The following is a 14,894-nucleotide window of genomic DNA, read 5'->3' on the forward strand; positions in this document are numbered from 1 at the left end:
ATCATGGACAGGCCGTTATTACCCGGAATACCCATTCGGCGTATTCCTGCGGACACATTCCTAAAATGGGTCTATCCGTGGCCTTTTCAAGGGGAAAAAAGCAATTTTTTTTGCAGTTTGCGGTCTATTGCTTAGACTGGAGTGACAGCACAAAAGGCAAAGTGCGACGCCTGCCACAGTGCAGTGCAATCGCGCTATGCATCCATGGATTGGCCCGATATAACCGATAGGTACGCGATTGTTCAGATGACTTCTGGTGAACTGAGTTCTGAATGATTTTGCACACACAAGGTTCTATCAACGCCCGTAACGATGACGGAAAAATGATGAAAAACGGTCTGTTAAAGCTGGTCCTGCTCAGCGGGATGATAAGTTTGGGCGGTTGCTCCAGCGTAATGTCACATACTGGCGGCAAGGAAGGAACCTACCCGGGAACGCGCGCCAGCGCGCAAATGCTCGGAGATGATGACGCCAACTGGGGCACGAAATCCCTTGTGGCACTGGATATGCCGCTCACTGCCGTCATGGATACCCTGCTTCTGCCGTGGGATATATTCCGTACCGACAGTTCGGTCAAATCCCGCGTGGAAAAGAGCGAGAAAGAGACGCTGGCGACCAATTCAGTGATCCCGCCAGCACAAATGCCTAACCCATAATCAACGCCCCGTAGCGGTTACCCACAGCTGTCGGTAACCGTCCACCTCCTCCATCCATGCAATCTGTTTGCCGTCTGGCGAAAAGACGATGGCATCGGCCGATGGCGGGTTTGCATGCGCATCCGTCAAAAAGTAGATTTCGCCGCTCAGCGCATCACAGAGCGCGATTCGGTTTTCCAGCACAAAGCCCAGCCATTTTCCTGACGGGTGCCAGTTAAACGCCGACTGGATATCGGAACGATTGTGGGTCAACTGGCGCGGCTCACCCCCCTGCACCGAGATGAGCCACATTTGAACGACGCCGTCATCATCGCGCATCAGAAAAGCGATTTCCGTGGCCAACGGGTTGGCCCGCACCCAATGGCGGGGCGTAGTCACCAGCCCCGGATAACGGCGTTGGTGGGTAAACGTTAAGCGACGCTGAACAACTCCTGCAGGTGGTGCAGGCATCGTGGTTTCCGTTCCTGCCAGCGGCGCGTTGCCGGGCTGTTTCCAACCCTCTTCGCTGTCTGGCAGATCGACAATAAAAAGCTCCGGCACTTTATCGCCATTTATCGCCAGGGTATCGCCAATAAAGGCCAGCGCCTGATTACCGACCCAGCCCTCTTCATAGGCGCGATTAATTTCATCGCTACCCGGCGCGGGCATCGGTGTCGTACTGCTAACCAGCACGCACCAGCGGCTGCCACGATATTCTCGCGGATGATTCCCACGCGGTGTTACCGGACCATAGGGGACCGCCACGCCAACGTTGCGCAAATCCAGCGCCGGATCGCGTTCATGCAGCACATGGTCGTTATAGGTAAAACTGACAAACTCGCCATTCGGGCTAAAGACGTGTACATGGCTGCCGCCGCGCAGCGCGCCAGGCGTATAAGGCGCGGAGATATCCATTGCATCGAGATTGTGGGTTTCCCCCTGGTACGTCACCACGCCGCGACGATGGTGGAAATCGTAATGCCAGCGCTCGTCCGGGTTTTCCGGGCCGTGGATGAAGACATATTTATCTACCGATGGATGAACGGTCACCACGCCAACGTGAGCCCCCTGTCCGGCACGGTAGAGGATCTCTACATCCCCTCTATCAACGTTCACCCGTTCAATCGTGTCTCCGGTAAAGGAAGCACCAGAGGGGCGAACATCAAAGACCAGCCAGCGGCTGTCCGCCGTCCAGGTACGGGTATTGGTAAGCTGATGGTTTCGGGGAGCAAAGGTGACTTGTTTCATAAAGATACCCTGATGCGAGACTTTCGCATCAGGGTATCGTATCGCAATGGATTAGCAAATGCCGCTGAAAGTGTGTGAATGGACTTGCACCGGCAGTAATACCAATCATGACCGCGATATCAACGCGGCGATCAACATCCAGCGCCAGGGCATCACTGAATTAATGGCAGCAGGACTTGTCGTCAAAGCCCATCGAAACTTGCGCAAGCAGCCTGAGAAGTGGGAAGACTCGCCGTTTACAGCGGGGAGCAGTCACCCTACTCGTTTAACATCCCCCACCAGCAGGATGTAAGAGAGCGCGCCAACCAGCGCAATGACGGAAATATAAACCAGCGCAGGCGCAAAACCATAGTCCTGGGCCAGATAACCCACCACCAGCGGAACGGTGATACCGCCCAGCCCGCCGACGAAATTAAACATCCCGCCGGTCAGCCCGATAAGCCGCATCGGCGCAAGCGAGGAGACCAGCGACCAGGTAATCGAAGCAAAGCCGTTACCGAAGAAGGCCAGCGCCATCAGGACCATAATCCACAGCGGATCGTTGGTATAATTCGCCCCCATGATGCAGGTCGAGATCAGCAGCCCGCAGATAATCGGCGTTTTACGCGCCGCCCCCAACGAGAAGCCCTTTCTCACCAGCCGGTCCGCCAGCCAGCCGGAGAGCAGCACACCAACAAAGGCGGCAAGAAACGGAACCGTAGTCATGAAACCCGCTTTCAGCGCCGTAATTCCCTTTTCCTGGGTCAGATAATTAGGGAACCAGGTCAGGAAAAACCACAGCGTGGAGGTCACTGCAAATTGCCCGAGATAAACGCCAATCAGTTTGCGATGGAATACCAGCTTCCAGTCGGCTTTGGTCAGCGGCTGCCGCGCCTCTTTTTTAACGGGCGCATCGCCGTCCACCAGGCCACCGCCGTCGCGAATATAATCGAGCTCGGCTTCGCTGATGCTTTTCGTCAGACGCGGCGGCTGATAGACCTTAATCCAGATCAGTGACCAGACAATACCGATTGCGCCAGTGACGATAAATACCCAGTGCCAACTAAGCATTTCCTGAATCCAGATTAAAAGCGGGGTCAGAAATGCCAGGCCGACAAACTGCCCTGAGGTATAAAAACCTACGGCTGATGCGCGCTCGTGCTCCGGAAACCAGCTGGTCACCATGCGGTTATTGGTTGGAAACGCCGGGGCTTCAAATATTCCGGTGATCGCGCGCAGGCCAATCAAAGACATCAGCCCGGTGGCGAACCCCTGAAGCAGCGTCGCCACTGACCAGCCCAGAATAGCGATGAAGTAGGTCAGACGCGATCCCACGCGGTCAAGGAACCAGCCCCCGGGAATCTGGCAAAGCGTATATAGCCATGCAAAGGCCGAAAATACATATCCCATTTCCGCTTTGGTAATACCAAACTCTTCCTGAATATGCGCTGATGCCACAGCAAGGTTGGCGCGATCAACATAACAAATCACTACGGTAATAAAGATCATAATCAGCGTCAGATAACGCCGACGTCCGGGTTTTGCAGCTGTAACTGAAATATCCATCGCAATCTGTCTCCAGATTTTGGGCATAGCGAGGCCGCTCACCATGCCCTGTAATTTACAGAGGGTTTATTTAAATTTTTTATTAATAACTTAACCGTAATGCGCTAAATAATTTGTGCTGGGGAAAGGCGGCAAGTTTTCGCATTCCCAGGAGCATACATTAGTATGTGACTGGGATAAGAAAATGCAGCCAACGCATCAGCAGCGCAAAGTATGACGCGCATTTACCATTCAGCGACAGAACCATCCTCATGCCGCCACAACGGATTACGCCAGTCCGGCGCGTTTTTACTTAATTCAATCACCCGCGCCTCATCTATTTCTACACCCAGTCCTGGCTTCATTAGCGGTTTAAAGAAGCCGCCTTCCATATTGAAGTCTTCTTTATTTTTCACAAAGTCGAGTAATTCAGCTCCTTTGTTATAGTGAATGCCCATACTTTGCTCCTGGAAGACGGCGTTATAAGAGACAAAGTCGACGTGCAGACAAGCGGCGAGCGCAACGGGTCCCAGCGGGCAGTGCGGCGCCAGCGCGACATCATAGGCCTCGGCCATACCGGCGATTTTATAGCACTCGGTAATACCGCCCGCATGCGACAGGTCCGGCTGCAGAATCGCCACCCCACCGGCTTCCAGCACGCGTTTAAACTCAAAGCGCGAGAACATACGTTCACCCGCAGCGATAGGAATCGAGGTTTGCGCCGCCAGTCGCGGATAATACTCGGCCTGTTCGGCAAGAACCGGCTCTTCAATAAACAGCGGGCGATATTGCTCCAGCTCTTTAATAAGGACTTTCGCCATCGGGGCGCTAACGCGACCGTGGAAATCAAGGCCGAATTCAATTTCATTACCGAAAGCCTCGCGAATTTGCGCGACGGTATTCACCGCGGCGTCCACCGCGCGAGAATTATCGATAAGTCCGAGCTCTTCACAGCCATTTAATTTGAAGGTATCAAAACCAATGCCGCGTAGTTTTTTGATGCCATCAATAACCTCCGCCGGCCGATCGCCGCCCACCCAGCTGTAGGCTTTGATTTTCTCGCGTACCAGGCCGCCCATCAGCTGCCAGACCGGCGCATTCAGTACTTTGCCTTTAATATCCCACAGCGCCTGGTCGATACCGGCAATGGCGCTCATTAAAATCGGGCCGCCGCGATAAAAACCCGCGCGATACATCACCTGCCACAGGTCGTTAATCCGCGCCGGATCCTGGCCTATCAGATAATCGCCGAGCTCATGCACGGCCGCCTCTACGGTTCGTGCCCGCCCTTCAATCACGGGCTCGCCCCAGCCAACGACACCCTCGTCGGTTTCAATCTTCAAAAACATCCAGCGCGGGGGTAAACGATACGTGGTGATTTTGGTTATTTTCATTGCACTGCCTCTCGATACGCTTTAACAAATGCTGCCGCCTGCTGTGCGGTTCGTTCCACGGATTGCCCGGCACGATACAGATCGCTGCCCAGCCCGGCACCGCTACAACCGGCTTTTATCCACTGCGCCAGATTCTCCGGCGTCACGCCGCCCACGGCGAAAACGGGTACTTCCGGCGGCAAAACGGCTTTTAACGCTTTAATGTAGTCAGGACCAAACGCCGACGATGGGAATACCTTCAGCGCCTGAGAACCTGCGTCCAGCGCGGCAAAAGCTTCCGTCGCCGTCGCGCATCCGGGGCAAACCGTCATGCCGTAGCTCACCGCCCGGCGAATAACTTCTGGCTGAATATTTGGCGTGACGATAAGCCTGCATCCCATTTGCGCAAGCTGGTCTACTAACTCAGGCTTTAGTACGGTACCGGCCCCAATCAACGCTTTATCCCCATACGCCTCAACAACGGCGGAAATACTTTTTTCCCACTGCGGTGAATTGAGCGGGATTTCAACGGCGTCAAATCCAGCCTCAATGACGGCGCCAACATGTTCCAGCGCCTCTTCCGGCCTGATACCGCGCAGAATAGCGATAAGCGGTAAATTAGTTTGCCACTGCATGGATGATGCTCCTTATTCCTGTCTGAAATGCGCTATCGCCTGACACCACCTTCGTTTGACGACCGATTGCGCCAAGCGCCTGCTGATAACGCTCTGCCAGCGTCTCTCCGGCAACGATAGTGATCTGACGCCCGGAGAAACGTTCGCTCATGGTGGCGACTTCCGCGCCAATCAGCAGACCGGATAGAAATTCGCTGACCTGTTCACGCGGCAGAGAGCCCAACACGTGCGCAGCGCGTACCTCAAAAAGCTGCGGTAGTACGGCTGGGGAATCGATGCCGCGTTCAAGACCAGCGCTAAACGCGTCCGGGGCTGAGACCTGCTCTGGCAGCCCGGCGCCAACCAGCGAGTGGCGCAGCAGCAGGTGATGCAGTTCGCCGGTCATCACCGTGCGAAAGTCATTAATTTGTTGGCGGTCAGCCTGCACCCATTTGCAGTGGGTGCCGGGCATCACATAGACGGAGGAAGGGGCTATCACCCGCGCGCCGAGGAGCTGAGTCTCTTCGCCGCGCATCACATTATGGTTATCATCCCGAGAGACACTAAGCCCGGGAATAATCCAGACTTTGTCGCTAACGGACGTTAATTGCTCGCCAATAGCGGAGAAATGAGCAGGAACTGGCAGGTAGGATGCCATCTTCCAGCCGACGTTACTGCCGACCATTCCCGCCATCACCGCCGGGGTAGCGCTGTCGCGCCATCCCGCGGTTATTTCGCTAAACACCACCGCTGGGGATTGCCCGTTCAGGCGCGTCACGCCTGCTTCTGATTGCCTGCTCTCCAGGCACTGGTCGTCCTGGTAGAGCCAGGCGCGCAGGTTTGTCGATCCCCAGTCAATTGCGATGTAGCGAGATGTCATGTGATTTCCTTCAGCCTTCGTGTCGAGCTGGCGATCATGGTGAGCGCCGCCTGTTCTGCCGCTTCGCTGTCCTGATGCCGGATGGCGTCAAACAGCGCCTTATGTTCCTGGAGCGTTTTCGGCATATTGGCCTCATCGCCCATCCAGGTTCTTTCAAATACCGCCCGCTGCAGCGAGCTGATTGCCACATTGAGCTGCTGCAGCACCGGGTTATGAACCGACTGCAGCACCGCCTCGTGATAGCGAATATCCGCTTCGTTAAACGCCTCACGGTTCTGGTTGTTGGCAATCATGTCGTTGAGCGCCTCTTCGATTTGCGCCAGATCGCTTGAGGTTGCGCGCTCTGCCGCCCAACGGGCTATCGCGGGCTCAACCAGATTACGCACTTCGCTCATCGCGCTTATCAGCCGCGGGTCGTAATCGCTCTCCAGCACCCACTGTAAAACGTCGGTGTCGAGATAATTCCACTGGTTGCGCGGCGCAACGAACGCGCCGCGATAGCGTTTCATTTCAATCAGTCGCTTAGCCATTAACGAACGAAACACTTCACGAATGATATTGCGCGAGGTGGCAAACTCCTCACACAGGTCGGCTTCCGCTGGCAGCGCAGAGCCGGGAACGTATTTACCGCTGACAATCTGCTTGCCCAGCGTGATGACGATGCGATCGGTTTTATTGAGAGTCATGGAGAGTCCTTGTGCTCTGGATGTATCTCTACTTTACCGCGACAGGCGGATTTGACCGCAATTTTGTAGTACTAACGTGATAGCTCTCATCATCGCCATGCGCACAATGTAGTACAATGCATTATTGTTGTACTACAATTTAGATCACAAAAACGACAATACTATTTGAGGATTTTCTTACGGGGGAATTGAAGACATAAAAAAACCCGCGATAAACGCGGGTTGTTCAGAAACGAGCTTTTAATTTAAAACATATTTTTCAATGGCATACGCCACACCGTCTTCCAGATTGGATTTGGTGATAAAGTTTGCCGCTTCTTTGACAGCCGGAATCGCGTTGTCCATCGCCACGCCGACACCAGCGTATTCGATCATCGCGATGTCATTTTCCTGATCGCCAATCGCCATTACCTCTTCCGGTTTAATCCCCAGCGTATCGGCCAGCGATTTCACGCCGGTGCCTTTGGTGACGCGTTTATCGAGGATTTCCAGGAAGTACGGCGCGCTTTTCAGCACGGTGTATTTCTCTTTCACTTCAGCCGGAATGCGGGTGATAGCCTGGTCCAGAATCGCCGGCTCATCGATCATCATCACTTTCAACAGTTGGATATTGGGATCCATTTTTTCCGCTTCGCAGAAGACCAGCGGGATTGTCGCCACGTAAGATTCATGCACCGTGTAATAGCTCACATCACGGTTAGCGGTATACAGGGTGTTGCGATCGAGCGCGTGGAAATGGGAGCCAACATCACGGGCTACCTGTTCCAGATAGCGATAGTCATCATAGCTTAGTGCGGTTTGCGCAACGGTACTGCCGTCGCTCGCCTTCTGTACTAAAGCACCGTTGTAGGTGATGCAGTAATCTCCCGGCTGCTCCATATGCAGTTCTTTCAGATAGCTGTGCACGCCAGCATAAGGACGTCCGGTAGTCAGCACCACGTTGACGCCGCGTTCGCGGGCTGCGGCAATCGCGGTTTTCACCGCAGGAGAGATAGTATGATCAGGCAGCAGCAGCGTGCCGTCCATATCAATTGCAATCAGTTTAATAGCCATGAAATCCCCGGGTAAGATGAGTTCTTACTCATGCTAACGCGATTCCGCTCAAAAAACAGCAATAGAAAGTGGGGAAAAGGGGGATGGAATGGCGAAGAGGGATTCCTCTTTTGCAGACAAAAAAACGCCCGACAGCGCAAGGCATGCCGGGCTGATTTTACGCGATGAAGATTAGATGTCGATGTTCGCCGCCTTCAGGGCGTTCTCTTCGATAAAGGCGCGGCGCGGTTCAACGGCGTCACCCATCAGGGTGGTGAACAGCTGGTCAGCGGCAATCGCATCCTTCACGGTCACACGCAGCATACGGCGGCTGTCCGGGTCCATGGTGGTTTCCCACAGCTGATCCGGGTTCATCTCACCCAGACCTTTGTAGCGCTGGATAGAGAGGCCGCGACGGGATTCTTTCACCAGCCAGTCCAGCGCCTGTTCAAAGCTGGCGACCGGCTGACGGCGTTCACCGCGCTCGATAAAGGCATCATCTTCAATCAGGCCGCGCAGCGTTTCACCCAGCGCGCAAATACGGTGGTATTCCGGCCCGGTGACGAACTCGTGATCCAGCGGGTAGTCGGTATCCACGCCGTGGGTACGCACGCGAACGATCGGCTCAAACTGCTGCAGCTCGGCGTTTTCGCGAATATCAAATTTCCACTGGCTGCCGTGCTGCTCTTTCTCATTCAGCTCGCTCACCAGGGTGTTAATCCAGCGGGTTACCGTCTGCTCGTTGCTCAGGTCGGCCTCTGCCAGCGTTGGCTGATAGACAAGCTCTTTCAGCAGCGCTTTCGGGAAGCGACGCTCCATACGACCAATCATTTTCTGCGTGGCGTTATACTCGGCGACCAGTTTTTCCAGCGGTTCACCGGCTAAGGCCGGCGCATTGGCGTTGGTGTGCAGGGTTGCGCCATCCAGCGCGATGGAGATTTGATACTGATCCATCGCTTCATCGTCTTTAATATACTGTTCCTGCTTGCCTTTCTTCACTTTGTACAGCGGCGGCTGCGCAATATAGACGTGGCCGCGCTCAACGATTTCCGGCATCTGACGATAGAAGAAGGTCAACAGCAGCGTACGAATGTGCGAGCCGTCGACGTCCGCATCGGTCATGATGATGATGCTGTGGTAGCGCAGTTTGTCCGGGTTGTACTCATCGCGGCCAATGCCGCAGCCCAGCGCGGTAATCAGCGTTGCCACTTCCTGAGAAGCGAGCATTTTGTCAAAGCGCGCTTTCTCAACGTTGAGGATTTTACCTTTCAGCGGCAGAATCGCCTGGTTCTTACGGTTACGCCCCTGTTTAGCAGAGCCGCCCGCAGAGTCCCCTTCCACTAAGTACAGTTCAGAGTGCGCGGGGTCGCGTTCCTGACAATCCGCCAGTTTACCCGGCAGGCCTGCCAGGTCCAGCGCGCCTTTACGGCGGGTCATTTCACGCGCACGGCGTGCGGCTTCACGAGCGCGCGCCGCATCGATGATTTTACCGACCACAATTTTGGCGTCAGACGGGTTTTCCAGCAGGTATTCGTTCAGCAGTTCGTTCATCTGCTGCTCTACCGCCGATTTCACCTCAGAGGAAACCAGCTTGTCTTTGGTCTGCGAGGAGAATTTCGGATCCGGCACCTTCACGGAAACCACGGCAATCAGGCCTTCACGGGCATCGTCGCCGGTGGCGCTGACTTTTGCTTTTTTGCTGTAGCCTTCTTTATCCATGTAGGCGTTCAGGGTACGGGTCATCGCCGCACGGAAGCCCGCCAGGTGAGTACCGCCATCGCGCTGCGGAATGTTGTTGGTAAAGCAGTAGATATTTTCCTGGAAGCCGTCATTCCACTGCAGCGCAACTTCAACGCCAATACCGTCTTTTTCGGTGGAGAAATAGAAGATATTCGGGTGGATTGGCGTTTTGTTTTTGTTCAGATACTCCACGAACGCTTTAATACCGCCTTCGTAGTGGAAATGGTCTTCTTTACCGTCACGCTTGTCGCGCAGGCGAATCGACACCCCTGAGTTCAGGAATGATAGCTCACGCAGACGTTTCGCCAGAATTTCGTATTCAAATTCGGTGACGTTGGTAAAAGTTTCATAGCTAGGCCAGAAACGTACCATGGTACCGGTTTTTTCGGTTTCGCCGGTGACAGCCAGCGGGGCCTGCGGCACGCCGTGAGCATAAATCTGACGGTGTATTTTGTTATCGCGCTGAATGACCAGCTCCAGCTTCTGCGACAGGGCGTTAACCACGGAAACGCCTACGCCGTGCAGACCGCCGGAAACTTTATACGAGTTATCATCGAATTTACCGCCTGCGTGCAGAACGGTCATGATCACTTCCGCCGCTGATACGCCCTCTTCCGGGTGAATACCGGTGGGAATACCGCGCCCGTCATCCTGAACGGAGACGGAGTTGTCGCTGTGGATGGTAACAACGATGTCTTTACAGTAACCTGCGAGCGCTTCGTCGATAGCGTTATCCACGACCTCGAATACCATGTGGTGCAGACCGGTGCCGTCATCCGTGTCGCCGATATACATACCCGGGCGCTTACGCACCGCATCCAGCCCTTTCAGGACTTTGATACTGGAGGAGTCATAAGAATTCGACATCAACGTTTCTCGCTCATTTTATCTTAGGTTAATCCGCTATTTTACCCTTTTCCACGGTGAACATCTTCGAATTTTTGTCCGACATGTCCAGAACGTGTTCAGCGCTAATGGCGCTGACGAAAACCTGCGATTGCGTGGCTTTTAAACGGCTGGCAAGCAGCCCGCGCCGCGCATCATCAAGTTCCGAGGCAAAATCATCTATCAGGTACAGGCAGCGCCGTCCGCTCTCGCGGGTCAGAAACTCACCTTGCGCCAGTCGTAGGGCGCACATCAGCAGCTTAAGCTGCCCGCGCGACAATGTATCCTCCACCGGCGCACCGTCGGCACGAATGCGGAAATCCGCTTTGTGCGGGCCGTGGGCGGTATAGGTTAACATGCGATCGCGCTCGAAATTTCGCTCCAGCACCTCAGCATAATCCGTTTCTTTCTCCCAGCCGCGCTGGAAAGAAAAGGTGAGAGCGAACTCCGGTAAAAACTGCCGACAAGTATCCGCCATGTCTTCGACGATAGCGGCGCTATATTCGGCGCGCCAGCGGCTAATAAGCTCTGCCAGCGGGATTAGCTCCAGATCCCATGGCCGCAGCTGGGCATAGCGACTGACCTGACGCAGCGCGGCGTTGCGCTGCTTCACCAGGCGCTTCAGGTTGCTCCAGGCGGTGAAGAATCCGGCTTCGTTGTGGAAGCATCCCCAGTCAAGGAACGCTCTTCTGTATTTGGGGCCGCCGTTGAGTAAAGTAAAGCCCTCGGGCGTGATCAGCTGCATCGGCATCAGGTGCGCCAGCTCCGCCACTTTATGGCCGTCGGTGCCGTCGATGCGCACCTTGCTGTCGCCCTGCTTGTCTTTGGTCAGGCCGATGGAAACTTCACGCTCTTCCCCCTGCAGACGGCCGTGCAGAACAAACGACTCTTGTTCGTGACGAATCACGCGGCCAATCTGCAAACTACGAAACGCCCGACCGTGGCCGAGCGTGTAGATAGCTTCAAGCACGCTGGTTTTGCCGCTGCCGTTGGCGCCAACCAGGAAGTTAAAGCCGGGGGACAAGGCGAGATCCGCGTTTTCAATATTGCGGAAGTCTTTGATTAGAAGTCGGGATAGCGACATATCAGCTCATAACCAGGGCGTTATCGGCGCAGTTAGTCTGGTTACGGCCAGCGCGCAGCAACCGGAGCGTACTAAAGTACGTGAGGATTGCGAGCACTGCCCGGAGCCAGAATAACAAGTAAGATAGCCCGATATTTTCTACAGCCTCATAGGCATGACGACGTAGGCTGCGGATTGCGAAGCCGCATCCTCAATCTGCACGCTCGAAACGGAATCCGTCAGCAGAATACGTACGTTCTCACACTTCAGCGCGTTCAGAACATCCAGTACATAGCTGACGTTAAAACCGATTTCCATTTCCGTGCCGGCATAGGTAACGTCCAGAATTTCTTCCGCTTCTTCCTGTTCCGGGTTATTAGCGGTGATTTTCAGCTGATTTTCACTGACGTACAGACGCACACCGCGGAATTTTTCGTTAGAAAGAATCGCCGCCCGGGCAAAGGCCTGCTTGAGAATATCGCAGCCGGCGTCCAGATGTTTGTCCGGGTTCTTCGGCAACACGCGACGATAATCAGGGAAACGGCCATCAACCAGCTTCGAAGTAAAGATAAAGTCGCCGACGTGAGCCCGGATGTTGTTGCTGCCAATCTGCACGCGCAGCGGCGTATCGCCGCCGTCGAGCATACGCATCAGCTCAATCACCCCTTTGCGCGGCACGATCACCGAGTGATTCGGCAGCGACTCCTCCAGCGGCATAGAGCACACCGCCAGACGGTGACCGTCGGTCGCTACGGTGCGCAGTTCGCTACCTTCGGTTTCAAACAGCATGCCGTTTAAGTAATAGCGAACGTCCTGGTGAGCCATCGAAAACTGCGTCGCTTCGATCAGACGCTTCATAGTCGCCTGCGGCAGGGTAAACTCAACTTCGCTCTGCCAGTCATCAAGGTTCGGGAAATCCGCAGCCGGCAGCGTTGAAAGTGAGAAACGGCTGCGTCCGGAACGCACCAGCATACGCTCGCCTTCCAGCTGTACCGCGATCTCCGCGCCCTCAGGCAGGCCGCGGCAGATATCAAAAAATTTACGCGCCGGAACGGTTGTTGCTCCTACCTCGTGCGGCTGAAGCAGCGCAACGCGCGCGACCATTTCCATTTCCAGATCGGTACCGGTCAGCGACAGCGCGCCATCGGTCACCTGAAGGAGCAGGTTGCCAAGAATCGGTAGCGTCGGACGACCACCTAAAGGACCGCTCACCTGTTGCAGCGGTTTTAATAAATGTTCACGTTCTACGGTAAATTTCATAGCGTCACGAGGATAATGTTCTGATTAAATTGGAAAAATCTTCTTTGATATCGTGGCTTTCTTCACGCAACTGCTCAATCTTGCGGCAGGCGTGCAGGACGGTGGTATGGTCGCGGCCGCCAAACGCGTCGCCGATTTCCGGCAAACTGTGGTTGGTCAACTCTTTTGCCAGCGCCATCGCCATCTGACGGGGGCGCGCCACCGAACGGGAGCGGCGTTTAGACAGCAGGTCCGCTACCTTAATTTTGTAATACTCCGCCACCGTCTTTTGAATATTGTCGATGGTGACCAGTTTTTCCTGTAAAGCCAGCAGATCGCGCAGCGCTTCGCGGACGAAGTCGATAGTGATCGCCCGGCCGGTAAAGTTGGCGTTGGCGATAACGCGGTTCAACGCCCCTTCGAGCTCACGTACGTTAGAGCGCAGACGCTTGGCGATAAAGAACGCCACTTCGCCCGGCAGGCGGATGTCGTTTTCATCGGCTTTTTTCATCAGGATCGCGACGCGGGTTTCCAGCTCTGGCGGCTCGATCGCTACCGTCAGGCCCCAGCCAAAGCGTGATTTCAGACGATCTTCAACGCCGTTGATCTCTTTAGGATAGCGATCCGACGTCAGGATGATCTGCTGATTGCCTTCCAGCAGAGCGTTAAAGGTGTGGAAAAACTCTTCCTGCGAACGTTCTTTATTAGCAAAAAACTGAATGTCATCGATCAGCAGGGCATCAACGGAACGGTAATAGCGCTTAAATTCTTCAATGGCGTTGTTTTGCAGGGCTTTTACCATGTCCTGCACAAAACGCTCGGAGTGCATGTAAACCACTTTTGCGTTGGGCTTACGCGCCACAATACCGTTACCGACCGCATGTAAGAGGTGGGTTTTACCCAAACCGGTTCCGCCATAAAGAAACAGCGGGTTATACGCGCCGCCGGGGTTATCCGCCACCTGGCGCGCCGCCGCGCGAGCCAGCTGGTTAGATTTACCTTCGACGAAGTTATCAAACGTATGTTTTACATTGACGTTAGAACGATAGGTAGGCTCTGCCGGCGCCGGAACGTTATCCCAGCCCGGACGCACGGTAGCCGGCGCAACGCGCGCCGCCTGGACCTGCTGTGCAGGCGCTGCGGCCGCTACGCTTACCGTACCTCTCTGCATCTGAACGGCAGGCTTAGCGCCGACTTCAAAACGCAGCTGTGGGGCATCCGCACCGCAAAAATCATTGAGGAGTCCATTGATATTATTGAGGTATTTATCCCTTACCCAATCGAGCACAAAACGGTTTGGCGCATACAGTGCCAGCGTGTTATCGCTCAACTCCGCCTGCAAAGGGCGTATCCACATGCTGAATTCTGTGGCTGGTAACTCATCCTGCAATCGGGCAAGACACTGCTGCCAAAGCGAAAGTGACACGGCGGACTCCACTCGAACAAAAATCGATATATAAAGAGAAACTGAAACAATCGTGATTGTTGGCACACGTCGACAAGACCCTGCATAGCCGAAAAGCCCCTGCACAAAAGCGGGGTGACGTGCGAACCGCTATCTGCGGTTATTACCCGATGCGGATCTCTGGATCCCGATCGGGACCGGGGATCATAGCCTAAACTGAGAAAGAGATCTTGTGTTTCTCAACAGATTCTTCCCGATTTATCCACAGGAATGATCGAAGCTGGGTAAGTGTAATCGATCCTGGCAGGAGTGAAGCACGATTTCAGCCGCATATTGGAAAAATTAATGAACTATGCGGGTTCCGGGCGCAATCGATCTAACAAAGATCCTTTACGATCCTTGCGCTTTATCCGCAGGGTCGTATAATCCCCCACCCGGCGCGTAATGCCCGTTTTCCGTAACGTGCCAGCGCTTATTTTTTGTGCGGCAAGGTGCGAGAAATAAGGAAAGAGAATTGACTCCGGAGTGTACAATTATTACAATCCGGCCTCTTTAATCACCCACGCTGAG

General features: G+C 54.6%; 13 protein-coding genes and 1 other annotated feature (1 of these 14 running past the window's edge). Of the genes, 2 read left to right on the forward strand and 11 right to left on the reverse strand.

Annotated features, from left to right (window positions below):
- Positions 1 to 26: a sequence feature (ROSE (Repression Of Heat Shock gene Expression) occurs in the 5'-region of heat shock genes and acts as an RNA thermometer to modulate expression.), on the reverse strand (it extends 49 nt beyond the left edge of the window).
- Positions 27 to 323: 297 nt separating this feature from the next.
- Entirely contained in the window at positions 324 to 656 is a 333-nt protein-coding gene (locus GJ746_RS25140; RefSeq protein ID WP_154682818.1) for a YceK/YidQ family lipoprotein, read from the forward strand.
- Here the strand turns inward: GJ746_RS25140 and GJ746_RS25145 are convergent, their stop codons facing one another.
- Complete coding sequence (locus GJ746_RS25145) at positions 657 to 1,883, reverse strand: DUF3748 domain-containing protein (RefSeq protein ID WP_154682595.1); 1,227 nt, start codon at positions 1,881 to 1,883, stop codon at positions 657 to 659.
- A 58-nt stretch (positions 1,884 to 1,941) separates the two neighbouring features.
- On the opposite strand from GJ746_RS25145, the gene GJ746_RS25555 reads away from it, so the two are divergent.
- Positions 1,942 to 2,175 carry a hypothetical protein gene (locus tag GJ746_RS25555; protein ID WP_413773423.1) on the forward strand — a complete coding sequence of 78 codons (234 nt, stop codon included), beginning with the start codon at positions 1,942 to 1,944 and terminating at the stop codon, positions 2,173 to 2,175.
- Here the strand turns inward: GJ746_RS25555 and GJ746_RS25155 are convergent.
- The 10 genes from GJ746_RS25155 to dnaA form a co-directional block, all read right to left on the reverse strand.
- Positions 2,136 to 3,473 (reverse strand): MFS transporter, encoded by a 1,338-nt coding sequence (locus GJ746_RS25155; RefSeq protein WP_154682596.1) that lies wholly within the window; start codon positions 3,471 to 3,473, stop codon positions 2,136 to 2,138. The genes GJ746_RS25555 and GJ746_RS25155 overlap by 40 nt on opposite strands.
- 179 nt (positions 3,474 to 3,652) lie before the next feature.
- The gene (dgoD, locus tag GJ746_RS25160) at positions 3,653 to 4,801 is read right to left on the reverse strand and encodes a galactonate dehydratase (protein ID WP_154682597.1); all 1,149 of its coding nucleotides are present in this window, start codon (positions 4,799 to 4,801) and stop codon (positions 3,653 to 3,655) included.
- Entirely contained in the window at positions 4,798 to 5,415 is a 618-nt protein-coding gene (locus GJ746_RS25165) for a 2-dehydro-3-deoxy-6-phosphogalactonate aldolase (protein ID WP_154682598.1), read from the reverse strand. The genes dgoD and GJ746_RS25165 overlap by 4 nt, the downstream gene beginning before the upstream one ends.
- Positions 5,399 to 6,274 carry a 2-dehydro-3-deoxygalactonokinase gene (locus GJ746_RS25170; RefSeq protein ID WP_154682599.1) on the reverse strand — a complete coding sequence of 292 codons (876 nt, stop codon included), beginning with the start codon at positions 6,272 to 6,274 and terminating at the stop codon, positions 5,399 to 5,401. Before GJ746_RS25170 ends, GJ746_RS25165 begins: the two co-directional genes overlap by 17 nt.
- Entirely contained in the window at positions 6,271 to 6,960 is a 690-nt protein-coding gene (gene dgoR / locus GJ746_RS25175) for a D-galactonate utilization transcriptional regulator DgoR (RefSeq protein WP_154682600.1), read from the reverse strand. Before dgoR ends, GJ746_RS25170 begins: the two co-directional genes overlap by 4 nt.
- Before the next feature lie 240 nt (positions 6,961 to 7,200).
- Positions 7,201 to 8,013, reverse strand: a complete 813-nt coding sequence (gene yidA / locus GJ746_RS25180; protein WP_154682601.1) for a sugar-phosphatase — start codon at positions 8,011 to 8,013, stop codon at positions 7,201 to 7,203.
- Positions 8,014 to 8,184: 171 nt separating this feature from the next.
- A complete protein-coding gene (gene gyrB / locus GJ746_RS25185; protein WP_154682602.1) occupies positions 8,185 to 10,599 on the reverse strand; it encodes a DNA topoisomerase (ATP-hydrolyzing) subunit B in 2,415 nt (804 codons plus the stop codon).
- A 28-nt stretch (positions 10,600 to 10,627) separates the two neighbouring features.
- Positions 10,628 to 11,701, reverse strand: coding sequence for a DNA replication/repair protein RecF (recF, locus tag GJ746_RS25190; RefSeq protein WP_154682603.1), 1,074 nt, complete (start codon positions 11,699 to 11,701; stop codon positions 10,628 to 10,630).
- 138 nt (positions 11,702 to 11,839) lie between these two features.
- Positions 11,840 to 12,940, reverse strand: a complete 1,101-nt coding sequence (gene dnaN / locus GJ746_RS25195) for a DNA polymerase III subunit beta (RefSeq protein WP_154682604.1) — start codon at positions 12,938 to 12,940, stop codon at positions 11,840 to 11,842.
- A gap of 4 nt (positions 12,941 to 12,944) precedes the next feature.
- Positions 12,945 to 14,345 (reverse strand): chromosomal replication initiator protein DnaA, encoded by a 1,401-nt coding sequence (gene dnaA, locus GJ746_RS25200; protein ID WP_154682605.1) that lies wholly within the window; start codon positions 14,343 to 14,345, stop codon positions 12,945 to 12,947.
- Positions 14,346 to 14,894: the final 549 nt, after the last annotated feature.

Source organism: Klebsiella oxytoca (assembly GCF_009707385.1).
GTDB lineage: Bacteria > Pseudomonadota > Gammaproteobacteria > Enterobacterales > Enterobacteriaceae > Klebsiella > Klebsiella oxytoca_C.